Here is a 23393-nt window from a genome sequence, read left to right as displayed (position 1 = left end):
CGTTCGATCGTTATCGATTCGCGGCCGGATCCGCCCGAGGCATCTCCCCCATCCCTCCCCGAGGGGGCTCCTTCAGCCGCAGCTCGGCCGCGCGGGCTTCCAGCGGAACCGCCTTCGACAGATCGCCCCGGAGCCGATAGGCGCGGGCCAGGCTGTAGACGGAATCGATCGAGGTGGGCGAGCGGCGGACCGCGTGCTCGAGGATCTCCGCGGCCTCGTCAAGCCGGTGTTGACCGAGGTAGAGCCGCCCCAGGTCGAGCAGCGTCTCGGGGTGGTCGGGTTCAGCCGCCAGGGCACGCCTCCAGGCCCGTTCGGCACCATCGAGGTCCCCCTCACGCTCGATCGCGAGGCCCAGCAGCTCGAGCAGGCCGGCGTCCTCGCCGCGTTGGAGGGATTCCTCGAGGAGTTGAATCGCCTCGTCCGTCCTCCGATCCCCCAGGAGCTGCCGGGCGCGCTCGCAGGTTTCGAGGCGCGGCCTCTCTGTCGCGGGAGACGAGCAGAATGCCCCCGAACGGGACATGGCCCAGCAGGCAATTAAGGCAAGGCCGCACAGTCCCGCCATCGCGGCGAGTCGCAAGGCCAGAGCGGCCCGGCGGGGAAGTTCCCGAATTCCCGTCATGGTCTTCATCGACGTCAATTTCCGGACGGCCGACTCAGCGGAGCCGGACCGAGGTCGTCCCGCTACGTTCGACGACCCTGCCGACGACCGCGGCGGCCTGAGTTTCGCGACGGCGAAGCGCCTCGACGAGTCGATCGACCGATCGCTGATCGACGGCGATCAAGAGGCCGCCGGACGTCTGCGGATCGTAGACGAGCTCGACCCCCAGCGGATCCGCCTCGGCGGCGACCTCCATCTTATCGCGGAGGAACTCCCGGTTCGTCCGGCTCGCCCGGGTGTGGAACTTCGGGATCGCGAGCTCCGCAACCCCCTCGATCGCCGGCAGGGTGCCCGCATCGAGCTCGATCGTCACCCCGGATCCGTCGGCCATCTCGGAGGCATGGCCGGCGAGGCCGTAACCCGTCACGTCGGTGAGTGCGTGGGCGCCGCCCGCCTCGCGGAGGGCATCGCGGCCGACGGCGTTGAGCTCGATCATCGAGGCGACGGCTCGCTCCAGGACGCCCGCCGGGCAGGACTCTCGCTTGGCGGCCGTGGTGATGAAGCCGGTCCCGAGCGGCTTGGTCAGGACGAGCACGTCGCCGGGCCGGGCTCCGGCGTTGGTGAGCAGGTCGGCCGGATCGATCAGGCCGGTGACGCTCAGCCCGAACTTCACCTCCTTGTCCCGGAGCGTGTGACCGCCCAGGGTCGTCGCCCCGGCAAGGGCCACGCGATCGGCCGCGCCGCGGAGGACCTGTGCGAGGATCTCCAGCGGGAGCTCGTCGTCAGGGAAGCCGGCGATGTTCAGCACCGTGACCGGCCGGCCGTTCATCGCATAGACATCCGAGAGCGCATTGGCCGCCGCGATCTGGCCGAAGACGAACGGGTCATCCACCACGGGCGGGAAGAAGTCCACGGTCTGGACCATCGCCAGGTTGTCCGAAAGGCGGTAGACGCCCGCATCGTCCATGGTCTCGGTCGCGACCAGGACGTTGGGGTCCCTGAACGTCGCAGGCAGACCTTTCAGCAACTGCGCGATCCCCAGCGGGGGGATCTTGCCGGCACAACCGGCACAGTTGGCATAGTCGATAAACCGCTTCTGCGTCCCGGGGTTCACGATCTCTGCCCTGGCCTTTCCAGGAGGGCGAGGCGGATCAATCACCCAGGGCCTTGCCGACCGCGGCGACGATCGCGTCCTCGTCGGGGAACTTGCCCGTCTCCAGCTTCGAGTAGAGGCGTTTCCCGCCCACGGTCAGTTCGAAGCACCCGCCCTTGGACGGGATCAGCGAGTATCGGCCGATCTGCCGCTTGTACCGCGGCAACAGCTTGGCCGTTAGACTGACGGCCTGGGGCTCGTAGTTTCAAAGCGCGCAGTATTCCAGGGTCACGTCCATCATCGACTCCCGAGATCGAGGATGCGAGGCGGCAAGATGCGCACCTCGCTGTTCCCACCATTGTAAGGGATCCGTCAACCGCGAGTCTGTGGGGGACCGGCGGAATGTCCCTTCCCCATCGGCACGGGACGGGGCGCCATCGTCGCGGCGGACGAGGGCGTGCCGTGCATGGTCTCGGTCAACGTCTGCTCCAGCGCGAAATTCTCTTCCGGATCGGGCGATTGCCAGTCCACGCTCATCAGCTCGGCCCACCGGTTCAGTTCCGGGACCGACTGGAAGAAGAGCTTCAGGCTGACCGTGATGGGCATCGCCAGGATCAGTCCGATCAGGCCCCACAGGAAGCCCCAGAAGAGGCAGGCGATCAGGACCGTCGTGCCGTTGAGGTCGAGCGAGCGTCCGAGGACCATTGGAGTGACGACATATCCTTCCACGCCGACCGCCGCCAGGTACATCGCCGCCACGATCAGGGCATCGCCGATCGACCCCGTCTGGCCCATCGCCACCACGGCCGGGAGGGTGCCCCCCAGGAGCTGGCCGATGTAAGGGACGAAGTTCGTGGCCGCCGCGAAGAGCCCCAGCGCCAGGGCGTAGTGGATGTTCATCAGCCAGAGTCCCCCGGCGATGACCAGCCCGAGCCCCAGGTTGATGATCGTCCTGGCCACGAGATAGGCGCGGATCTTCCGAGTGACCTGGCCGAGCATCCGGCTGGTGCCCTCGGCCTCGCCGACGGTCCGCGAGGCGAACCGGATGACCTTGTGGGTCAGCATCGGCCCTTCCACCAGCATGAAGATCACGAGCACGAGCACGATGAACCCTTCCACGGCCCAGAACGAGAGGTCGGAGAATCCGTAGCTCATCTTCTCGATCAGGATCGCGCTGTTGGTGTCGCCCAGCCGATCGATCGTCCCCGGGTCGGGAAGGAGCCCGCGGAGGTAGGGCTGCGCCCGGACGATCTCGTTGATCCGTCGGCTGAGCTGTCCCGACAGACGCTCGACCTCGGCGGGGATCGTCTGTGTCCCCCGGATCAGGCTCTCCGCCGTCAAGCTGGCGACGTACAGACCGCCCGCCACCAGCAAGAGCACGAGCGTCAGGGCCCCGAAGGAACCGAAGGGGAACCACCGCCGGCAGAAGGAAGCCAGTGGCGAGAACATGCAGGCGAGCACCAGCGCCAGGGCGATGGGGATCAGGATGATTCGCATGAGGTAGAGCGCCGCAATCATCGCCAGGACGGCCAGCACCACCTGCGAGGACGCGGCATATCTCCCCGGTCGCTCCAAGGCTGTCCCTCCTCTCGCAGGTTCGGGTGCGAGGCATGTTGTCGGATGCCGAAGACGTGGTCCGCTGCCACTTCATCATCCCGCCGGCCTGTCGTCGTGGCAAGCCTCCGGATGTCCGTCGTACGCGGCGGCATCCAGTCGCTCGGGCGTCACGAATCGTCGGATCAGGGTACGGAGGGTCGCCTCGGCGGCCTCGGGGATCGCCGGGGGCCAGCCGTCGACGTCATCTTCTCCGATCGAATCCAGTCCATACCAGTTCAGGCGGACCGGCCAGGCGGCGAGCTCGGCCGAGCGGTTGAACCGCTCCTGGACCCGGAGCGCCCAGACGACGCCCCAGCGATCGCGGAACCATCGCCAGGTCCGATCGAATCGGCCCCACACGACGAGGCGCCTCGAGCCCGCCCATCCCGCGAGCCCCAACGCAAGGGCCACCAACCAGGTGACGCCCAGCCACACCTGATGACGCGTCGCTGCCGACCAGCCAGGGTCGGTCAGTCCCAGGTACTCAAGCATCAAACCCAGGCCCAGCGCCGCCGCCGCCGGACCGTACCGCGTCGGGAGGTAGTTCGTCACGCCAACCCACGCGAGGAGGCCGTAGAAGATCGTCCACGGCGAGAGGAGCCGAAACTCCGCCGCGCCCGGCCCGCGACGAATCCGACCGACCCCTTCCAGCCACGGGATCAGGAAGACCACCACCAGGAGGACCATCAGGATCGCCCAGGCCCCCCCACCCGGGTTCCTCGCCCCCAGGACCGAGACCAGGCCCGCGAGCACGGCCAGGGTCATGAGGTACGCAAGCCGCCCCGTCCACGGCCCTTCCCCCCGAGGCCCCTCCGCGATCGCCGCGACCTGGACCGTCAGCGCCAGCCCGATCGCGACCGCCCCCCAGACGAGCGCCCCCCGCAGGGCCGTCCCCGCCGAAGCTCGCCACGCCCGATGCCAGGTTGCAACGCCCGTCGCCAGCGCGAGCGACAGGAAGCAAGGAGACGCAGCCGAGCCGGTCGCAACCAGCAAGACTGATACGATCAACAAGGCCCCCACGATCAGAGTCGCCCAGGGCCCATTTTGGGGGAGCATCGCTGGCCTTTCGGCTGGATAATACAGGGGCTTTAGATCGAGTTTGAGTTCTCGCCCGGCGAGCGCGACAGAGTCACTATAAGCCTCGGAATCGACATCTTGGCCGGTGTCTTGCTGAGAGGACAGAGATGATCACAGCGGTGGTCGGCGCGGTCGTCTTCCTGGTCACGTCATCTGGCTCCATCCCCTGCGGGCACGACAAGGTCCGCCGGGAGTGCTCGGCGTGCGGCGTGGAGAATCCGGAGGTGCAGCGGCAAATCGACCGGCTGCAAGCGTCGGGGTGGATCGGCCGGAAGAAGGCGGCCCGGGCGCTTCGGAAGTATGACTGGAAGAGCCATCCGGAGGCGGCCGACGCCCTCGCCGCGGCCGTCCTGCACGACGACTGCCTGCTCGTTCGAAAGGAGGCGGCGGAGTCGTTGGCGAAGATGAAGCCGTGCCTGCCGAGCGTCCACGAGGCCGTCGACCGGGCGGCGAAGTGCGATAAGAGCATGCTGACTCGTCACTGGGCGAAGAAGGCGCTAAAGACTCTGGGCAAGACCTGCGTCGAGACCTGCTCCGTCTGCGGCGAGGGCTCGATGGCGCCGCCTGGCATCACCGGCGAGATCATCGTGCCGGACGGACCCGTCATGGAGTCGGGCCCGCCGATCGAGTCGGGCGTCGAGGCCCTGCCGCCGGCCATCGACGAGGCCCCCGCGGCGGGCTCTTCGAGCGTGCCTCCACTTCCCTCTCCGTTTCGTCGCGAGAGCGGCCGGCCGGTCTATCCGGCCCCGGCACCGATGCTGGAGGGGCCCGTCCTGGAAGGGCCGGGGACGATGCTCCTCCCGGGGCCTCGGCCGGCTCCCGTCGGCCGACTGGCGAGCCCTGACGCCTACGCCCCGGGCCGCCCATCGCGGCCATATCCCACGCCGATGCTGATGGGCCGGCCCAACCTTGCCGGGACCTTGCTGGGCCTGGACGTCTCCGGCGGCGAGTGAAACGATCGCCCCCGGGCGGTTGTCCGTCGGGATCAGATCTCCGTCACGATTGCCTCCGCGTCCTTGGCGTCCTCGACGACCGGCCGCTTGCCGGTCAGGGCGACGACCAGGAGAGTCGCGGCGATGAGGGCGAATGCCCCGATCGCCGGCAGCAAATACTCGACGTCCTCGCCCACCTTCCTGGACATGTCGAGCATCGCGCCCAGCTTCTCGAAGACGACCAGCAGGGCGATGATGATGCCGGCGAGCGAGCCCCCCGCGATGAGCCCCGTGGACATCATGGTGCCGGGGCTCATGTCGGATTCCTCGGCGTTGAACCTGCGGGCCTTATCCACGACCAGGCGGATCAGACCGCCGACGAAGATCGGTAGCGTGGTGGAGAGCGGCAGGTAGACGCCCACGGCGAAGGCCAGCGCGGAGACCCCCGCGAGCTGCATCACGATCGCGAGGACCGCCCCCAGGATCACGAGCCCCCAGGGGAGGTCGCCCTTCATGATCCCGTCGATGATCGTCGCGAAGAGCCGAGGCTGCGGGGGGTTGAATTTCTTCAGGTCGGCGCCGGTCGTCGAATAGTTGAGCCGGCCGCCGATGCCCGGGTCCTTCAGGTACTTCGCCTGCCCGGACTCATCAACCAAATACTTGCCCGGCAGGACGCCCGGCTCCGGATTGACAACCCACCAGATCTTGTACGTCTGGCCGTCGGGGCCGACCTCCGAGTCCTTCAGGTCGGCCACCTTCGCCTTGATCGAGGGCAGGTCGGCCGCCCGGTCGGTGACCGTCGAGTAGGCGTCATTGAGCCAGAGCAGGATGCCCCCCATGACGACGGCCGAGACGAGCGCCCCGGCGAGGATCGCGACCTGCTGCTTCCACGGGGTCGCGCCGACAAGATAACCGGTCTTCAGGTCCTGCGAGGTCGTGCCGCCGTTCGAGGACGCGATGCAGACCACCCCCGCGATCGAGAGCGCGGCCAGGCGGTATTCCGGCCCCACCCAGCCGAGCAGGACGAAGATGAGGCAGGTCAACAGGAGCGTGGCGATGGTCATTCCCGAGATCGGGTTCGACGACGAGCCGATCACGCCCGTAATTCGGGAGCTCACCGTGACGAAGAGGAAGCCGAACAGGACGATCATCGCGCCGCCGAGGATCCGACCATACAGGGTTGTGGGGATCAGGTTCGACGCGGCCACCGCCGCCACCAGGGCGAGGCAGCCGAGGAGGACGAGCGGCATCGGGATGTCCCTGTCGGTCCTCGGCGCGGCGGCCTCGCCGTCGATGCCGTCCCCCGCCTTCCGGCCCGCGCCGATCGACCCGAAGCTGGCGATCACCGAAGAGACGATCAAGGGCAGGGCGTTGAGCATGCTGAGGATGCCCCCCGCGGCCACGGCGCCGGCCCCGATGTAGCGCACGTACTGGCCCGAGATCTGGCCGGCGCTCAGGTCGTGGATCGGTTTCTGGCCGGGGAGAAGCACGCCCGGTACGCCGTCGCCGAAATAGGCAATCATGGGGGTTAGCATCAGGGCCGTGAGGAACCCGCCGCCGACCATGACCGCGGCGATCCGCGGGCCGATGATGTAGCCGACGCCCAGGAGCACGGGATCCGGCTCCAGCGCCACGATCGCCTTGGTGTAGCCCTTGATCCCGGTGATCGCCCTGTCCCACTCGCTCGACCAGAGCTTCAGCCCCTTCATGAAGATCTGGTAGACGAAGCCGACCCCGAAGCCGAGGAAGACCGTCCGCGCGTGAGACCCGCCGTGCTCGCCGACGATCAGGACCTTGGCGCAGGCGGTCCCCTCCGGATAGGGCAGGGTCTTGTGCTGGTTGACGATGAACGCCTTGCGGAGCGGGATCATCATGAGGATGCCGAGCAGGCCGCCGAGCACCGAGACGAGCATCACGCGGGTCCACTCGAGCTCATAGCCCAGGAGCATCAGGGCGGGCATCGCCGCGCCGACGCCGAACGCGATGGATTCGCCCGCGGAGCCGGCCGTCTGGACGATGTTGTTCTCGAGGATCGTGGTCGGCCGCGTCCCGAACGCCCGCGAGAGGCCGCGGAAGATGGTGATCGCCAGCACGGCGACGGGGATCGACGCCGAGACGGTCATCCCCACCTTCAGGAAGAGGTAGAGCGAGGAGGCACCGAAGACGACCCCCAGCAGGGAGCCGAGGACCACGGCCTTGAGCGACAGCTCGGTGATCTCCGCGCCGGCCGGGACATAGGGCCGGAACGCCGTATCCTTGGGATCGCCATCGGCGGTTGGCAGGTTCGAAGCGGCCATGTTGCGGGAGCTCTCCATCGAGGGGCGGGTGCCTGGCCATGGAAATCGTGCGGGCCGGCCGGCCCGGGACGGAGCGGAGAGGCCCGTCCCGGACGGCCGCGAGGCGGTCGAAGTACCTTAATCCCCACGCCGCCGCGCGCAAAGCCCCCGCCGTCGCGACGCCCGGCGGATCAGGAGGTCACCGCCTGCAACCGGGAGGAGAGGATCGGCCGCGTCTTCACCTCGGAGAGGCGATTGACGATGTCCCGGAGGACGTCGATCATGCACTGCCCCGCGTCGATGTCGTAGACCAGCTCCCGCGGATAGAAGCTGAGCGTCTTGTAGGTGTCCTCGTAGTAGGTGTTGAGCCGCCTCTTGATCACCTCATCGCTCATGTCGTCGAGGCGATTCTCCCGCAGCGCGCGAGCCTTGAGACGCTCCATCGCGAGCTTCGTATCCTGGATCTTGAGGTGGAAGATCTGGACGACGTCGATCACGCTCTCCAGCATCTCGGCCTGAGAGTAGCATCGCGGCAGGCCGTCCAGGATCAGCGTGTGCTGGTCCTCGATGAGCAACTCCTGCAGCTCCAGGATGTGGAGATGCTGCTTGAAGATCCGCACGGTCAACTCGTCGGGGACCATATTCCCCTGTGAGGTATACTGTTCGATCTCCCGACCGAGCCGCCCGTACTTCGGGATCTTCCGGAAGATGTCCCCCATGGAGATGTGCACCAGCAAGGGGAGCTGACCCAGGACCGCTCCCTGAGTCCCCTTGCCGCTGCCGGGCATGCCGAACAGGAGATAGGCACGATACTGCGTCGCTTTTTCGTCCCGGCAGTCGGGCTTCTCGGACAGTCCGTTCATGAGGTCACCTGCGACACTCGGAGAGGGGACATGAAAGGTACGTCATCATTGTCCCCTACCCCCCCCGCCCGGAGCAAGGCTTTGCAAGAAACTCGACTGTTGCTGATCCGCCACGCAGAGACGTCCGCCCCGCAGGTCTTCCACGGCGCCGAGTCCGACATCGGCCTCAGCGACCGGGGACGGGACCAGGCCCGCAGGCTCGGGGAGCACCTCAAGGGCCAGGACCTCCGCGCCGTCTACGGCTCGGCCATGGCCCGGGCCGTCGCCACCGCCACGCCCGTCGCGGCGGCCTGCCGCCTCGACCCGATCGTCATCCCCGAGCTCCACGAGCGGAAGATCGGCCCCCTCTCCGGCCTTGCCCGCGAGGAAGGTTGGGAGGTCTACGCCGAGACGAAGGCCCGCTGGATCGCCGGCGACCTGGACGCGACCCACGAGGGGGGCGAGTCCTTCGCGGCCATCGCCACGCGGGTCGTGCCGATCATCGAGCGGATCCGCGACCGGCACCAGGGCGAGGCCGTCGCGGTCATCGCCCACGGGATCGTGATCCGCGTCCTGCTCCTGAGCCTCCTGCACGACCGCTCCCCGGCCGACTTCGATTCGATCGCCATCGACTTCGCCTCGATCAACGACCTCCGATGGGACGGGAATCACTGGACGGCCCGCCGCCTCAACGAGGTCGTCGCGCCGTCGCCCGATCGGCCGGTGGCCTGATCGATACGCCCCGCCCCAGGACCGCCCGGATATTAAATTCCGAAATTGAAAATAAAATCTGGCGATGCTGTTCCTTAGGCCGTAGCATGATGTCGAGTCGTAAGGCCGCTTGTGAAACTCGACCTCGGAGGAACATCATGATCAGGAACCTTGCGGCGGCGGCTCTGCTGCTGGCCGCGGCGGGTCGCGAGGCGACGGCGGGGGGCGAGCCGAGCTTCGAATCCGCGAAGCACTGGCTCCCCCCCATGAGGAACGTCTGGACGGTGGTCGGGTTGCCGAACCATCCCATGCGATTCGACGTGATCTACAACGGGACGATCGTAGCCGATCCGCATCCGCTGCGCGAGATCAACGGCAGGCGGATCAAGACCTACCTCGATCCCTTCACCGGCAAGGGGGTCCAGCTCACGATCACGGCGGCGCCGGACGGCAACCTTCCGCCCCGCGTCGATCATCCGTACCAACTCAGCAGCCGTCCCGACGGTGGCGTGGGCATGCAGGCCTGGGACGACTCGCACGCGGCCCCGGTGCTTCAAACTCGGTGGCCGATGATGTTCTTCACGGGCAACTCCGGGGTCGTCGTCCGTCAGGACGTGTTTGCCCACGTGCCCGGCGGCGGTCCCATCCGATCCGGAAAGGAACCGATCTACCTCTGGATCCGGTTCGTCATCGAGCACGTCGATCCCCTGGAGGCCGCTTCGCAGGCCACCATGATGGTCCATCTTGGCGCGTCGAACATGATCGATCGCAGCATGTGGCAGCAGGACAACTTGACCGTCCATCCCGAGCGTTCCACCTACCCGCGGGCCCTGACGCGGGATGCGTACGCGAAGGGGAGCCTGTCGCATTGCCGCCTGGTGGAGCCCGACGGCCTGATCCGGCTGGTCGCGATGACGACCTCGGGTTCGGCTATGCTGTCGGAGCGCTCGTCCGGCAGCCGCGACTACTTCCTCAACGTCACGCAGCCGGCCGTGAAGGGAAATCACGTGGACCTCTTGCTGCCGATGATCCCCGGCGATCCGGCCGAGACGCGCGCCGAGGCCGATCTCGGCTACGACGGCGCGCTCGCCCAGTCCGATGCCTTCTGGAGTCGACGCCCGGCCACGGCCGCGGTCGTCGACACGCCCGAACCCCAGGTCAATCGCGCCGTGCGGCGGATGGTCGAGCTGTTCCGCGTCGTCTCCGACATGAACCCAGAGAACGGCGATCGGTCCTTGCTGACCGGTTCGTGGAATTACGACACGCTCTGGCCCACGCCCGTCTGCATGGGAATCCACATGCTGAGCGACCTGCTGGGCTGGCACGAGTTCACGGCAGAGAACCTGGAGATCTTCCGGACCTACCAGGGCAGGACGAAGCCACCGGGGGCATCCTATCAACTGCATCCCGGATACCTCGCCGCGCCCAAGCAGCTCAACTCCGTCGATTGGCTGACCGATCACGGATCAATCCTCCACTCTGTCGCCCTGCACGCCTTGCTGACGGACGACGAGGCGTTCATTGCCCGCTGGACCGAGCCGGTGCTGAAGGCCTGCGCCTTCCTGAAGGAGGCGCGAGCCCAGACGAATCACGATGGTGTGAAGGGCGTGCTGCCGCCTGCCGTGGGCACCGACACGGAGGTATCCGGTCAGTCGGCGTGGAACGTCGCCTGGAACTACAAGGGGCTGGAGACGGCGGTCCGATTCCTGCGACGGATTCACCATCCGGCGGCCGAGGAGTACGCCCGCGAGGCGGACGGGGCAAAGGACGCGTTCCTGAGGGCCTTCCGCGAGGCCGCCGCGAAGTCGAAGACCTGGACCGACTCGGGCGGGCGGTCGCGGGTGGTCGTCCCGTATGGTGTCTCCGGCCCGAACCTGCTCTCGCATCCGTTCTACCTCGATGGCGGGCCGCTCGTGCTCACCTATGCGGGACTGATGGAGCCCGACGACCCGCTCATGCAGGACTTGCTCGCCTTCTTCCGCGAAGGCCCGTTCGTCAAGCTCTACGACCCCCGCGGGCACATGCACCAGCGGCCGGTGCTGACGCGCGAGATCTCCAGTTGTGAACCGTGCTACAGCTTCAATATCCTGGTCTCCTGGAAAGCCGGCGACCGAGACCGCTTCCTCGAAGGGATGTACGCGCTGCTGGCGGGGAGCATGTCCCAGCAGACCTTCAGCGGCTTCGAGCATCGCCACGGCATCTCCAGCATCCCCTCGCCGGGAGCCCTGATGTTCCACGCGATGCGGCTCGCCGTCCTGGATGACGCGCTCGAGCCCGACACCGTCCATTTGCTCCGGCTCACGCCGCTGGCCTGGGTGACCCGTGAGCGTCGGACACGGTTCGAGAACATGCCCACCGAGTACGGCCCCGTCGACCTCTCCTTCGGGCTCTCTCCCGACGGCGAGGCCCTGGAGGTCGCCTTCACTCCCCGGTGGCGGCACAGGCCGGCGAAGGTCGTCCTCCACGTCCCACCCTCCCCGGGCGTGAAGCGGGTGATCGTCAATGGGACTGCCCATCCGGCAGGAGACCCGGTGCAGCTCAAGCCCTGATTCGGGCCCGGGCCATCCGAGACCTCGCATGGCCTCCGCGAGTCGATTCCGGAGGCTTGCGAGGGGCTCGCGGCGCGATCGATCAGAGCACGCCGAACTCGTCGTACACGTCGCGGAGCGTTCGGCCCTTCAAGAGCTCGCGGCGGGTGGCGTTCTCCCTGCCAACCTTGTCGGCGGCCAGCCGCAGGACCTCGTCCTCGAGCTCCCGAGGTATGACGACGATCCCGTCGTAGTCGGCGAAGACGAGCTCGCGAGGCCGGACCAGCACGCCACCGCAACGGATAGGCACGTCATAGGCCATGACCTTGCCTCGGCCCTTGCTGTCGAGCGGGCGGATGCCGGCTGCGAAGACGGGGAATCGCATCGCCATGATTCTCCGGCAGTCGCGAACCATGCTGTCGCAGACGCAGCCGACGGACCCGTTCCGCTTCGCCAGCGTGCTCATCAGCTCGCCCCAGGGGGCGTTGGTGAAGCCCGGGTCGCTGGAGTGGACGGCCACGTCGCCCACCCCCAGCGAGTCCATCACCTCGATCTCGCGGTCGTAGGGGTCGCTCTCGGGGACGTAGTCGACCTCCATCCAACGGAACGTCCGCGCCCGGCCGACGATCTGGCAATCGTCGGGGTCGAGCGGGCGAAGTCGCTGGTGCATGGCCCGATCTCGACGGCCCAGATCGTCGAGGATGTCGCAGACGGCCGGGACGTACAGATGCTCGCGGATCCAGGCCAGCCGGCCGGCTTCGTCGACGGGACAGGGGGGGACGTCTTGCACGTTCAGGCCTCCTCGGACGCGCCCGCGTAGGCGATCGCGTCGACTTCGTATTTCACCAGGTCACCCAGACACCCGATCAAGGTCGTCCGGGCGGGAAACGGTGCGGAGAAGAACTCGCGGTAGATCCGATTATGGGCCTCCCAGTCGTCCTTGCTGGAGAGGTAACAGCGCACCTGGACGACCCGCGAGTAGTCGAGCCCCGCGGCCTCCAGGACGCGGCCGAGGTTCTCATATGTGCGGCGTGCCTCGTTCTCGAACGTGTCGGGGATCAGGCGGCCGTTCTCGTCAGCCGAGGCCAGCCCGGAGACGAACACGAAGCCCCCCGCGCGAATCCCGGTGGAGAACGGCAGAGAGCTGGCAATCACTCCGGGGCCTCGAATCGGTTCGATGTCATCACGCTTCATGATGGATCTCAGACAGGGTCGAGCCGTTCAGGGAAGGGGCGGTGGACGTCCCGCCCGGTGCGAGCGGCCGCCTCCGCGGCCAGGGTGGCTTCCAGGGCCCGCAGGCCGTCGTCGATCGTCGAGACCTCGGCGCCCCCTCGCTCGATCGCCGCGGCGAAGGTGTCGTACTGACGATCCCATTCCGGGGCCAGAGGCGGAAGCGATAGGATGCCGCGGTCGCCCGCGACCTCCCACCAACCTTCACCGGAGGCCACATTCAGCTCCAACCGACCGCGCGGGCCCTCGAGGGAGAGGGAGGACGGTGGCGACTCGGAAAGCAACCAACCGACCTCGACCTCCAGCGTCGAACCGTCCCCGAGGCTGAAGGCGACGTTCCAGTGGTTCGGGCCCGGGAAGTCCGGCTCGGTTTTCTCAACATCGGCCCGGACGCTCGTCCATGGCGAGGGATTCCAGATCGAGGCGTAGTCGATGACGTGCGACCCCTCGTGGGTCATCGCGGAGCTGCTCGCGAGGAATCCCTTGATCCGGTCCAGGTGGGCGATGTCGTCGCGATCGAGCCGCTCGTCGAAGATCGCGACGCGCGTCCTCGACGGCGTCCCGATCGCGCGGGCCAGGCGAGCGACCTCGCCGACCCAGTCGCCGTAGCGGAGCACGAATCCGACCTGATACACGCCCCCGAATTTCGCGACCGCCTCGGCCACGCGGCACCCATCGGCGAACGTCGATGCCAGAGGCTTCTCATCCAAGACGGGCAGCCCACGGCGGAGGCACTCGACGGCCACGGATGGGCTCACCTCCGGGGGGAGCGCCAGCACGACGGCGTCGAGCGACCGGCCGTCGAGCAGCTCCCGCCAGTCGGCGAAGCTCGGCACACCTCCCGCGACCTCTGCCAGTCGCGCCGCATGGTCGGGACGGACGTCGCAGACCGCGTCCGGCCTGAAGTCCGGGCGACGCACCAGGGCAGGCACATGCCCCGACTCCGCGACCGCCCCGCAGCCAATCAGACCGATCCGGATCATGAGGGAGCCCCCCGGGGTTCGACGATCGCAGGGTCGGCCGTGGCCTTTCGCGTGTCCGCGTCCGGCGCCACCGCCAGGGCATGGCTACGCATCCAGAAGGTGTAATACGCGAATCCGGCGACGGACGCCGCGGCGGCCCAGCCGACGAACTCCGCCCACCTCAGCATGACGGCCGTGAAGAAGGACCAGGTGATCGTAAAGCAGAACGCGATCCCGCAGCCGGCCGCGAGCAGGTCCCAGCGCAGCTCTCGGCGGCGACGTCCGGAGTCGGCCAGCCCATCGGCCTCCAGGCCATCGCGGACGGGCCCCCAGAACCCATGCGGCCGGATCCTCAGGTAGAACCGACGGAGCGTCTCGCGGGATTCGGCCGGCGTCGCCAGCGACACGAGCGTGCTGCCGACGAAGCCCATCATCAGGAGCAGCAACGTCGGCTGCCAGACGGGCCTCTCCCTCCAGCCCAGCCCGAACCAGATGAACGCCGAGAGTGGCACCGACAACAGAATCCCGAAAATCTCCCCCCACACGTTCAGCCGCCACCAGAACCAACGGAGCCACGCCAGTGGCAGGGCGGGCGTGATCATCGCCGCGTTGATGTAGAAGACCCAGGCGCCGATGTCGCGGATCGAGAAGGCCAGGAAGCTCGCCAGGACCATCATCGCGACCATGACCAGCCGCGCGACCAGGATATGCTCATTCTTTGCGGCGGTGGGCCTGAAATGGCGGCGATAGAGGTCGTTGACGACGAACGACGAGCCCCACTGGAGCATGGTGCCGACCGTCGCCATGTAGCCCGCCAGCACCGCCGCGATGATCAGGCCGCCGAAACCCGGCAGCTTTCCGGCGTGGCGAATCACCAGGTGAGACCATACGCCCGTCGAAGGGGCGGTCGTGCCGTCGGGGAATCTCAGCATCGCATGGGCGCCCGGGTCGGCCGCGGGATAGGTCGCGATCGCCAGGATTCCCAGTGGCAACAGCGGGATCATCCGGATGACCAAGCTGAGGATCGAGTTGAGCATCTGTCCGAGCACCGCATGCCGCTCGTCCCTCGCCGCCAGGCAGCGCTGGGCGGTCCAGCCCTCGCCGGCGCAGGGGCTCCCGGCCAGGAAGAGGCCCAGCACCATGAGCATCGCCAGGCTCGCCGGGTCAACGTACGTGTTGGCCCCCGACGATGGCGGGTAGATCTGCCAGAAGTCGAGGCCGCGGCTCGCCGTCGCCCTGGCGAGCATCGGTGCGTAGCCCCCCTGCTCCTCCACGCCGAGATACCAGAGGACCAGCGCCGCGCAGAAGAAGATGCCGAACTGGAGAAGGTCGATGTAGGCCGCTCCGAGCAGCCCGCCCAGGACCGTGTAGGAGAGCGTCACAGTCCCGAACACGACGACGATGGTCGTCGGCGACCAGCCTATGAGCGGGGCGAGCAGTTGCGCCAGGATCGCCGTACCATAGCCCAGGAAGACAGTCGCCCACGCGAGGCACGCGTAAACGCCATAGAAGCCCCGGAAAGCCGCCGCCCCTCGGCCCGAATAGCGCAGCTCGATCAGCTCTCCCGTAGTGACGACGCCGCTCCGACGCCACATCTTCGCCCAGAAGACCCCCACCAGGGGCATCCAGATGGGCCAGGCGATCCACGCGATCTGGTTCAGGTACATGAATCCGCCGACATAGAAGAGCCAGACCCAGCCGCCGCCGGAGTCGGAATAGCTCGCCACGTTGGCAAAGCCGATCACCCACCAGGGGAGGCTGCGCTCGCCGATCAAGAAGCCGTCGGTGGACCTCGTGGCGGTCCTGGAGAAGAACCAGCCCAGCCCGATCATCGCCGCCGAGTAGAGTGCGACAACGAGCCAGTCCACCATGCCCAACGTCAATCCGGAGATCGCGGCGATCGGGAACGTCGATGCCTCCGTCACGCCGGCCCCCCCTTCCTCGCCGCGGGGCCCGGGCGAGCCAGCCCCAGCAGCGTCAGGGCATCGCGGTGGATGATCCGTTCGATCTCCTCGGCGGGGAGTCGGAACCGGTCGATCCGGATCTGACCCAGACCCCGGAGGCCGGCCACGGTCTCGGCGACCGTCGTCACCGGGAAGTCGGTCCCGAACAGGATTTTCTCCCAGACGTTGTATTCATGCACGAGCATCAGACTATGGAACAGTTGCCAGGGGCGGTAGAACAGGGCGCTGATGTCGGCGAAGAGGTTGGGGTGCTTGCGGATCACGGCGACCGTCTCCCCCTCGTAGGGGTGCCCCAGATGGGCCAGGATGATCTTGACGTCCGGATGCCTGATCGCGACGGCGTCTAGGTGACGAGGGAGCGTGCAGTCGATCGGGGCGCCCGAGACGAACGTGGTGCCGGAGTGTAGGAGCACGGGCAGGCGATGCGCGGCGGCGTACTTCCAGAGCGGCTCGAGCCGATCATCCTGAGGATAGAAGCCCGCGTACATGGGCAGGAGTTTGATCCCCCTGAGGCCCAGGCGCTCGAATCCGTCGCGCATCTCGGCTTCCCAGCCGTGCTGGGTCGGATCGAGTGACATGAAACCGATCATCCGGTCCGGGTCTCTCGCGACGTAGTCCGCGACGTCCTGGTCGTCGATCCAGACCCCAGTCAACCTGGCCTTACCGCCGAAGACGAGGGCGACGAAGTCCTCACCTCCCGTCCCGTCGCGATATGCCTCGTATTCCGTAACCAGGTTCACCGGCGAGAGTCGCATCCTCCGGGCATCGGCCTGGAACGACGGCGAGAAACAATCGGCACGCGGCCAGCAGTGGGCATGGACGTCGATGATCACGGTGTTCCTCCCGGCAATGGCTGACCCTCGCCCCCTGCAACGCCCGGAGCGTCCGGCCAGCAATCGGCCACGAGCTCCCGGAGGCAATCGACGACGATTTTCAGGATCGCGCGGCCTTTGGCCGGAGTGGCGAGAGTCGCCTTCCCGAAGACGCCGGAACTCGTGAAGCGGTCGAACGGGCGGGGCCGCGAGGCGAGCGGGCCGGAGAGCATGTCCCCGCGAAGATACCGCGAGCCGGATTCCTCGCCGTCATCCACGGCCGCCGGCATGTCGACGAGATCGGGACGGAGGGCCAGCACGAGGCTGGTCTCGAATTCGCAGGCATGCCCCACCGCCGGGGGGCCCCCCTCCACGAGCGGACGCAGCCGGTCGGCAGCGAGCCGGAACCATGTCGCCAGCACCACGTCGATGCCCTCCAGATCCCGGCCCGCTCGCTCGGCGATCACGCCGCCGATCGCCTGGTTCTCCCCGTGAGCGTTCAGCAACAGGAACCGCCGGAACCCATGCCGCGTGGCCGATCCCAGCACCTCCATCGCGACCGCGAGGAACGTCTCGTGCGCCAGCGAGAGGGTCCCTGCGAACCCCATGTGGTGGTCGCTGCAACCGAACGGAGGCGCGGGAAGGATCAGGAGATCTCCATCGCACGCGGCGTCCAGACGGTTCGCCAGCGCATCGGCGATCAGCCGGTCGGTGTCGACCGGGAGATGAGGCCCGTGCTGCTCGATCGCGCCGAGCGCAAGAATGCAGGGCGTCTGGCGCGAAACCTCGGCGAGCCGCCTGGAGCTCAGATCGGCCCACCTCATGTGCCGGCCTCCAGGGGCAGATAGCCAATGAACCCGACGATCCGCCAGCGGTCGCCGTCGCGATGGAGCCGGAAGATCGACTGCAGGCTGATCGAGAGCTCGCCGCCTCCCTCTAGAGGAGACTCGGCCCGGAATCGCTTCCAGACCAGCAGGCGATCGCCGCGGAACTCGAACCGGTCGAGCGTGGTCATCGCATAGAGCAGCCCCAGGTGGTCGCCGTCGACCAGCGGAGTCCGGAGGAACTCACCCGCCATCCTCAGCCAGTCCCGACGGTAAGCATCCAGGGTCGGATAGGTGAGCGTCCAGGCGGCCGGATCCGTCGAGCCGTTGGCCGAGATGCCCTCGAATCGCTCGTCCCAGAAATCTCCGGCCACGAGGCTCCAGTCCTCGGACACGAACGCCTCGTTGTCGCGCGCGACGAGCATCTCCCAGATCGTCGCCCGCTCGGGTTCGAGGGCCTCGTCGAAGGGGTTGAAGCGTCTCGAGCTCAGGGCCTTGACGGTCGGAGGATTCGCTCCGCATTTCTCCATAGCACGGCCTCCAGGTCTTGGGGGGCGAGGCCGGCCTCGATCGTATTGTCGAGCCGCTCGGCCAGCATCTCCCAGCAGCCAGGGTCGAAGTCGGACCCAAACGTGATCTTGTCGCTCCCCGCGGTCGCCACCAGGTGGACGAGGTCGCCGGGCCTCGATCCGCAGAAGCAGCCGTACAGATTGGGGATGTCGCGGATCAATCGGGCCGCCGGGTCGACATAATCGGCCAGGCCGGCATGGCCCAGGAAGACCGTTGCCGCGGGCACCCAGCGGGCGAGGTCGGCGACCTGATAGGTCGTCGAATACGGCGGCGTCCCGTCGTGGAAGAGCACCGGAGTCGAGGTCCTTGCGGCCACCTCCAGGATCGCCGTCATCGTCTCCTCGAGCATGCTCGACGCGAACGCCTGGAGCCACGGATGGAACTTGATCCCGCGGAACTCGGGCTGCTGCAGGCAGCGCTCCAGCTCGTTGACGGCCGCCGGCCCTTCCTTCGGATCGACGGTGACGAACGGGATAAGCCGATCCGGATAGCGCCGGCTCCGCTCCAGCAGCAGGTCATTGTGACGGGGGCAGTCGCCGTAGAACCCCATCATCGTGTAGACGCACGCACGCTCCACGCCCAGCCGATCCATCGCGGCGATCATCCGGGAGACGTCCGGGATCGGCTTGTGGAGCCAGCGGTCGTCGAGATGCGTGTGGAAGTCGAGGATTCTCACGGCGCTGCCCTCCCGATCCCGAAGACGCGGGCTGCGTTGTCGTGCACGATTGCGCGACGGACGGTCGGATCGAGCTCGAGCCGGTCGAGCGTCCTGAGGACGACCGCGTAGCGATTCCTCGGCTCGGCCCCGCCGAAGAGCACGCGCTCGGCCCCGTGCGTCTCGACGACCTGCTTGATGGCCGCCCCCCATATCATCGAGGTCTCGATCAGGAGGTTGCTCGCGTTCCGGACGGCCATCGGCATCTCGAACCACATGTCGGCGAAGCCGCCGAAGCCGGCGATGAAGGTCGCCTCCGGGAACGAGCGGGCCACCTCGGCCAGGGCCAGGATGTCGGCATAAACATACGTGCCTGTCCGCATCATGACCGGCCAGCCATACTCCACGGCCCGCTCGATCACGGGCCTCGCCACCGGCTCGTCCGGGAAGAAGCCCTGCCGCGCGGGGTCGAGGAAGAGGCCGACGGCGCCCAGGTCGCGAGAGCGGGCCAGCTCATCGAGCGCGTCCGGGCCCCACCAGGGATTGACGGTGGCCAGGCCGCGGATGCGAGGGCCGGCCTTCAGGACCAGGTCATTCCCCGCGCGGTGGTCCACCACCAGGCCCGCGCCCATCGGCCGGGTGATCGCGACGTCGACCCCGGCCGCGTCCATCCGTCGGAGCAGCTCGGCCGGCCCGAGCCGGAGGTACGTCTCCTCTCCGAGCATCGCGTGCGAATCAATCATCCCGGATACCCTCCGCGGGGACGACGCCGAAGCCCAGCCCGACCGGAGCTTCCACGCCGCCGTCGCGCCATCGGATGGGGGGAGACGTCGCCGAACGGTCGTAGAAGAGGGCGGCCATCAGGTCGCAGGCGTGCGTCTCGGTCGGGAACGCACTCAGGCTGGAGGCCAGGCAGATCATCGCCGCCTGGCCCAGATCGGTCTCCAGGTTCGACCCGATAGCGCAGCACTTGCCGACCTCCTGCGCGCGACGGCTCATCGCCAGCGAGTGGGTGAACCCCCCGTTCTTGCCCGGATAAATCGAGAGCACGTCGAAGGCGTCCTGATCGATGGCCTGTTCCAGGTGGCCGGGCGTGAAGACGGCCTCGTCCACGAGGATCGGCACCGGGGTTCGGCGGCGGACCTCGGCAAGCATGCCGATGCGATCGCGGGGAGTGGGCTGCTCGACCAGGGCGAGGTTGAAGGGGAGGAGGGCCTCGATCGCCCGGACCGCGGCGTCGGCCGTCGGGTAGGCGCCATTGGCATCGATGGTGAAGACCGGATCCGGTCCCAGCTCGTCGCGGACGGCCCGTAGCCGGGCGACGTCATCGAGGCCGGGCACGCCGGTCTTGAACTTGAGCGTCCGAACTCCCCGGGCGTGGAACTCGCGGGCCAGGCGCAGGGTCTCCTCGGGAGGATAGACGCCGATGCTGACGCGGCTGGGGATCCAGGGACGAGGCTCGCGATCGGCGATCAGGCTCGCCACGGAGAGTCCTCGCTTGCGGGCCGAGAGGTCCCACAGCGCGACGTCGATCGCCGCCTTGGCGAAGGAGTTGGCGTTGAGGACGGCGTCCATGAGGGCGAGCGCCTCTGCCGGGTCCTCGAACGCCGGGCCGACGAGCTTCGGCGCCAGGAGGTTCTCGATGATCCAGCGGGCCGTCTCGGCGGTCTCGCCGCTCCAGATCGGCGCGGTCGTGGCCTCTCCGAAGCCCTTGGCGCCGTCGACATCGGTCACGACGACCGTGGCATAGTGCGAGGCCTCGTGGCGGCCGAGCGACGAGATGATCGCCCCGTCGGACCGGACGGGATGATCGACGATGCGGGCCTCGATGGATCGGATGCGGATACTCATTGAGGTGTTCCCCCGTGCCTGGCAGGGCGCTCTTCATCGTCGCCCGTCGGGCGATCCGCCGCGGATGGGACGGCGAAGAGCTTCTCGCGGACGTAGGACGCCATGCCGAGAGCCGTGGACGACTCGCCCAACTCGGCCAGCCGGACGTCAACTCCGCGAACCAGCTCCGGCAGGGCATAGCTCGGCAACCTGTCTCGGAGCGGGTCGAGGATCGCCTCGCCGGCCTCGACGAACCGGCCGCCGAGGATGATCCGCTCCGGATTGAGCAGGCTGACCACATTGCCGAGGCCCCGGGCTAGCCGGTCGGCCGCCTCGGCCAGGACGCTGCGAGCCTTCGGGTCGCCGCCCCGGGCGGCGACGATCATCTCGGTGAATCGTCGATCGACGTCGCGAGGCGGGGCCCCGGGCGATTCGCCTCGCCAGAGCGCCGTCAACCTCGAGGGCGCCAGATGGGCTTCCAGGCAGCCCCTCCCGCCGCAGCCGCAGAGCGGCCCGTCGTCGGAGACTCGCGTGTGCCCGAGCTCACCCGCCGAGCCGTCGCGCCCGGCCAGGAGCCGGCCGCTCTCCACGATGCCGCCGCCGATCCCTTCCAGGAGCGTCGCGAAGACCGCGTTCCGCACACCGCGGCCGGCGCCGAAGGTGACCTCACCAAGGGCCTGCCAGCCGTCTTCGCGGTCGATGAAGACGCGCAGCCCGGTGGCCCGTGCCAGCCCCTCGACCACGGGCACGTTGTTCCACCCCGGGAGGGCGACGGCGCGCACCGAGCGCCCGGCGGCGACGTCGACCGTCCCCGGGTCGGCCGCGCCGACCGCCGCCACACGGAGGCCCGCCGCGCCGGCCGCGGCCACGGCCTGTCGCGCCGCCGCGGTCAGTCGCCGAAGCCGGTCGTCCGGATCCCGGAAGGAATTGTCCCACCGCCGCCGCCACCGGACGTCGCCCGCCAGGTCGCCCACGGCCGCCTCGATCGACCGCTGGTCGTGGCGGACGCTCGCGACCGCCAGGCTGCGCAGATCAATCTCGAGCAAGGTCTGAGGCCGTCCCCGGCCGTTCCCCTCCGCCGGGGCCACGACACCCTCGCGCACCAGGCCCTCGCGGATGAGCTCGCCGCAGAGGCCCGACAGTCGCGAGAGCGGAATGCCGGTGGCCTGATGCAGAGCCACCCGAGAGGACGCCCCGTCGCGATAGAGCGAGGCGCACACCAGTTGCCGATTGTACAGAGGCTTCGTCACCCTCCGACCGGTAGGGAACCAGATGCCCCCCGCATCCACCTCCGCCGACTTCCGCCCCATCGGACCAACCTCCGCACTCGTGTCGACACGGCGGCCCCACCCCGAGGCCGTCCGTCCCTGCGAATGTAGCGTCGCGGTGCCGGCCGGCCTAGCGGTCGAAGCGGCAAGCCCCTGGGCGGCAGGTTGGACTCGACGAATTATTTCCATTGCTGAAATTTAACAGGCCGGCCACGTCGTGTCAACCCCTCGACCACGGCCTCAAAGGCGGCCGCCCACCCCCCGGTCGGCCCGAAGTCGCCCTCCCGCGGCAGCCCGAAACGAGGATTCTCCAACTTGACCATTGACATTACTTCCAAAAATGGAATATAAACTCGGGTGCCGTCCCGACTCGGGTCCTCTCCACGCGACGACCTCTCCTTCGCCGGTGGACACGATCTCCCCGCCGCGTCCTGGCGGACCGCTCGCGGCATCTCCGCAGGTCAACCATCTTTGTACGATCGCCCCCTTTCTTCGCGAGGATGAGTCATGAAACGTCGTTCATGTCTCCGACACCCGTCCGGATTCACGCTCATCGAGCTGCTGGTGGTGATCGCGATCATCGCCGTGCTGATCGCCCTGCTGCTCCCCGCGGTCCAATCGGCTCGCGAAGCGGCTCGCCGCGCCCAATGCGTCAACAACCTCAAGCAGATCGGCCTGGGCCTGGCCAACTACGAGTCCGCGATGTCGGGCTATCCGCCGTCGAAGATCTGGCCGGGGGCGGCGATCGGCAGCAACGGCAAGATCAATGGGGTCCTGAACACAACCGGCTTCGCGATGCTACTGCCGTTCATCGAGCAGACGGCGCTGGCCAACGCCTACAACTACAGCCAGCCCTCGAACAATTCGATCTCCAGCGGCAATACCAGGCTGATGGGCAACGCGATCGTGAACACCACCGTCGTGGGGACCCTCGTGCCGCTCTTCGCCTGTCCCTCGGACATCCCACCGGAGGTCGTGAACCTCAGCGACTACTCCTGGTACGTCAACAATGCCCGACGTAGCAATTACGTCTTCTGTGTCGGCCTCTGGATGGAGTACTACAACCCCGACGCCTGGGGGGGCAGCCTGCCCGGATTCGTCCAGAGCACCCGCTCGATGTTCCTCGCCGACACCAGCACGCGGATCCCCGAGGTGACGGATGGACTTTCTAACACGGTGATGATCGGCGAGTCGCCCCAGATCCACATGCTCAATCTCTTCGGCCCTTTCTGGGGCTCGGGCGTGCTCACGTCCACCGAAGGGGCGGCCTACCCGTTGCCGCCGGTCGCGGGCCAGATCGCGGCCCAGGTCGGCCTCGGCCCCGAGTGGCGCGACTACACGACCATGCTCCCCAACGCACCGCCGAATACGTACCAGTGCGGCGGGAAGTGTCCCGACAAGCTGCTCTATGCCTACACCATGGGCAGCAAGCATGCCGGAGGCCTGAACATGCTCTTCGGCGACGGCAGCGTCCGGTTCATCAAGAACACCATCAGCGGCGCGACCTGGTGGGCGATCCACTCGATCAAGAGCGGCGAGATCATCAGCTCCGATTCCTTCTGACCCGGCACAACCCGACCGATAGCCAGGGCAACTGGGTCGGCCACGGCCGGCCCACCTTGATC

General features: G+C 67.8%; 21 protein-coding genes and 1 pseudogene. 4 read left to right on the top strand and 18 right to left on the bottom strand.

The genetic code is table 11. The features are described from left to right. Positions 1–10 precede the first annotated feature (10 nt). The 5 genes and pseudogenes from G6O54_RS02160 to G6O54_RS02140 form a co-directional block, all read right to left on the bottom strand. Positions 11–628: a tetratricopeptide repeat protein gene (locus G6O54_RS02160; RefSeq protein ID WP_165219664.1), complete on the bottom strand. Its 618-nt coding sequence runs from the start codon at positions 626–628 to the stop codon at positions 11–13. Positions 629–653: 25 nt separating this feature from the next. Further along, positions 654–1712, bottom strand: coding sequence for a selenide, water dikinase SelD (gene selD, locus G6O54_RS02155; RefSeq protein ID WP_205678650.1), 1059 nt, complete (start codon positions 1710–1712; stop codon positions 654–656). Between the two features lie 37 nt (positions 1713–1749). After that, a pseudogene (locus G6O54_RS02150) lies at positions 1750–1944 on the bottom strand (Rdx family protein); the annotation flags it as partial. Positions 1945–2063: 119 nt separating this feature from the next. After that, positions 2064–3266 (bottom strand): AI-2E family transporter, encoded by a 1203-nt coding sequence (locus tag G6O54_RS02145; protein WP_165219660.1) that lies wholly within the window; start codon positions 3264–3266, stop codon positions 2064–2066. Positions 3267–3341: 75 nt separating this feature from the next. Then, entirely contained in the window at positions 3342–4295 is a 954-nt protein-coding gene (locus G6O54_RS02140) for a hypothetical protein (protein WP_250846679.1), read from the bottom strand. Positions 4296–4471: 176 nt separating this feature from the next. Between G6O54_RS02140 and G6O54_RS02135 the strand changes: the two genes are divergently transcribed. After that, a complete protein-coding gene (locus G6O54_RS02135; protein WP_165219658.1) occupies positions 4472–5317 on the top strand; it encodes a HEAT repeat domain-containing protein in 846 nt (281 codons plus the stop codon). Between the two features lie 32 nt (positions 5318–5349). On the opposite strand, the gene G6O54_RS02130 is transcribed toward G6O54_RS02135, so the two are convergent. Together G6O54_RS02130 and G6O54_RS02125 are read right to left on the bottom strand one after the other, a co-directional pair. Further along, complete coding sequence (locus tag G6O54_RS02130; protein WP_165219656.1) at positions 5350–7593, bottom strand: OPT family oligopeptide transporter; 2244 nt, start codon at positions 7591–7593, stop codon at positions 5350–5352. Between the two features lie 170 nt (positions 7594–7763). Further along, positions 7764–8435, bottom strand: coding sequence for an adenylate kinase family protein (locus G6O54_RS02125; protein WP_165219654.1), 672 nt, complete (start codon positions 8433–8435; stop codon positions 7764–7766). Positions 8436–8516: 81 nt separating this feature from the next. Here G6O54_RS02125 and G6O54_RS02120 point away from each other — a divergent pair, with 81 nt between their 5' ends. Together G6O54_RS02120 and G6O54_RS02115 are read left to right on the top strand one after the other, a co-directional pair. Beyond that, positions 8517–9146 (top strand): histidine phosphatase family protein, encoded by a 630-nt coding sequence (locus tag G6O54_RS02120; RefSeq protein WP_165219652.1) that lies wholly within the window; start codon positions 8517–8519, stop codon positions 9144–9146. A gap of 137 nt (positions 9147–9283) precedes the next feature. Continuing rightward, positions 9284–11674, top strand: coding sequence for a hypothetical protein (locus tag G6O54_RS02115; protein WP_165219650.1), 2391 nt, complete (start codon positions 9284–9286; stop codon positions 11672–11674). A gap of 82 nt (positions 11675–11756) precedes the next feature. On the opposite strand, the gene G6O54_RS02110 is transcribed toward G6O54_RS02115, so the two are convergent. The 11 genes from G6O54_RS02110 to G6O54_RS02060 are packed head-to-tail and all read right to left on the bottom strand — an operon-like array spanning position 11757 to position 21810. After that, positions 11757–12443: an RraA family protein gene (locus G6O54_RS02110; protein WP_165219648.1), complete on the bottom strand. Its 687-nt coding sequence runs from the start codon at positions 12441–12443 to the stop codon at positions 11757–11759. A gap of 2 nt (positions 12444–12445) precedes the next feature. Beyond that, positions 12446–12808: a RidA family protein gene (locus G6O54_RS02105; RefSeq protein ID WP_205678649.1), complete on the bottom strand. Its 363-nt coding sequence runs from the start codon at positions 12806–12808 to the stop codon at positions 12446–12448. 47 nt (positions 12809–12855) lie between these two features. Then, positions 12856–13866, bottom strand: a complete 1011-nt coding sequence (locus G6O54_RS02100) for a Gfo/Idh/MocA family protein (protein ID WP_165219644.1) — start codon at positions 13864–13866, stop codon at positions 12856–12858. Continuing rightward, positions 13863–15770, bottom strand: a complete 1908-nt coding sequence (locus G6O54_RS02095) for a sodium:solute symporter family transporter (RefSeq protein WP_250846678.1) — start codon at positions 15768–15770, stop codon at positions 13863–13865. The genes G6O54_RS02100 and G6O54_RS02095 overlap by 4 nt, the downstream gene beginning before the upstream one ends. Next, entirely contained in the window at positions 15767–16642 is an 876-nt protein-coding gene (locus G6O54_RS02090; RefSeq protein ID WP_165219642.1) for an amidohydrolase family protein, read from the bottom strand. Before G6O54_RS02090 ends, G6O54_RS02095 begins: the two co-directional genes overlap by 4 nt. Next, complete coding sequence (locus G6O54_RS02085) at positions 16639–17445, bottom strand: creatininase family protein (RefSeq protein WP_165219640.1); 807 nt, start codon at positions 17443–17445, stop codon at positions 16639–16641. Before G6O54_RS02085 ends, G6O54_RS02090 begins: the two co-directional genes overlap by 4 nt. After that, complete coding sequence (locus G6O54_RS02080) at positions 17442–17975, bottom strand: hypothetical protein (RefSeq protein WP_165219638.1); 534 nt, start codon at positions 17973–17975, stop codon at positions 17442–17444. Before G6O54_RS02080 ends, G6O54_RS02085 begins: the two co-directional genes overlap by 4 nt. Beyond that, on the bottom strand, positions 17933–18691 hold the full coding sequence (locus tag G6O54_RS02075) for an amidohydrolase family protein (RefSeq protein ID WP_165219636.1): 759 nt from the start codon (positions 18689–18691) through the stop codon (positions 17933–17935). Before G6O54_RS02075 ends, G6O54_RS02080 begins: the two co-directional genes overlap by 43 nt. Continuing rightward, complete coding sequence (locus G6O54_RS02070; RefSeq protein WP_165219634.1) at positions 18688–19413, bottom strand: amidohydrolase family protein; 726 nt, start codon at positions 19411–19413, stop codon at positions 18688–18690. The genes G6O54_RS02075 and G6O54_RS02070 overlap by 4 nt, the downstream gene beginning before the upstream one ends. Then, the gene (locus tag G6O54_RS02065) at positions 19406–20521 is read right to left on the bottom strand and encodes a mandelate racemase/muconate lactonizing enzyme family protein (protein ID WP_165219632.1); all 1116 of its coding nucleotides are present in this window, start codon (positions 20519–20521) and stop codon (positions 19406–19408) included. The genes G6O54_RS02070 and G6O54_RS02065 overlap by 8 nt, the downstream gene beginning before the upstream one ends. After that, positions 20518–21810 (bottom strand): ROK family protein, encoded by a 1293-nt coding sequence (locus tag G6O54_RS02060; RefSeq protein WP_165219630.1) that lies wholly within the window; start codon positions 21808–21810, stop codon positions 20518–20520. The genes G6O54_RS02065 and G6O54_RS02060 overlap by 4 nt, the downstream gene beginning before the upstream one ends. A gap of 465 nt (positions 21811–22275) precedes the next feature. On the opposite strand from G6O54_RS02060, the gene G6O54_RS02055 reads away from it, so the two are divergent. Further along, positions 22276–23331 carry a DUF1559 domain-containing protein gene (locus G6O54_RS02055; RefSeq protein ID WP_165219628.1) on the top strand — a complete coding sequence of 352 codons (1056 nt, stop codon included), beginning with the start codon at positions 22276–22278 and terminating at the stop codon, positions 23329–23331. Positions 23332–23393: the final 62 nt, after the last annotated feature.

The sequence above is a fragment of the Aquisphaera insulae genome (assembly GCF_011064615.1).
Taxonomy (GTDB): domain Bacteria; phylum Planctomycetota; class Planctomycetia; order Isosphaerales; family Isosphaeraceae; genus Aquisphaera; species Aquisphaera insulae.
This window is presented reverse-complemented; position numbering and strand designations above follow the sequence as displayed.

Coding starts and splice junctions, on each gene's coding strand:
- G6O54_RS02130 (WP_165219656.1), bottom strand. CDS start 7,593: ATGGCCGCTTCGAACCTGCCAACCGCCGATGGCGATCCCAAGGATACG.
- G6O54_RS02115 (WP_165219650.1), top strand. CDS start 9,284: ATGATCAGGAACCTTGCGGCGGCGGCTCTGCTGCTGGCCGCGGCGGGT.
- G6O54_RS02125 (WP_165219654.1), bottom strand. CDS start 8,435: ATGAACGGACTGTCCGAGAAGCCCGACTGCCGGGACGAAAAAGCGACG.
- G6O54_RS02135 (WP_165219658.1), top strand. CDS start 4,472: ATGATCACAGCGGTGGTCGGCGCGGTCGTCTTCCTGGTCACGTCATCT.
- G6O54_RS02080 (WP_165219638.1), bottom strand. CDS start 17,975: ATGGAGAAATGCGGAGCGAATCCTCCGACCGTCAAGGCCCTGAGCTCG.
- G6O54_RS02085 (WP_165219640.1), bottom strand. CDS start 17,445: ATGAGGTGGGCCGATCTGAGCTCCAGGCGGCTCGCCGAGGTTTCGCGC.
- G6O54_RS02055 (WP_165219628.1), top strand. CDS start 22,276: ATGAAACGTCGTTCATGTCTCCGACACCCGTCCGGATTCACGCTCATC.
- G6O54_RS02065 (WP_165219632.1), bottom strand. CDS start 20,521: ATGAGTATCCGCATCCGATCCATCGAGGCCCGCATCGTCGATCATCCC.
- G6O54_RS02070 (WP_165219634.1), bottom strand. CDS start 19,413: ATGATTGATTCGCACGCGATGCTCGGAGAGGAGACGTACCTCCGGCTC.
- G6O54_RS02060 (WP_165219630.1), bottom strand. CDS start 21,810: ATGGGGCGGAAGTCGGCGGAGGTGGATGCGGGGGGCATCTGGTTCCCT.
- G6O54_RS02160 (WP_165219664.1), bottom strand. CDS start 628: ATGAAGACCATGACGGGAATTCGGGAACTTCCCCGCCGGGCCGCTCTG.
- G6O54_RS02100 (WP_165219644.1), bottom strand. CDS start 13,866: ATGATCCGGATCGGTCTGATTGGCTGCGGGGCGGTCGCGGAGTCGGGG.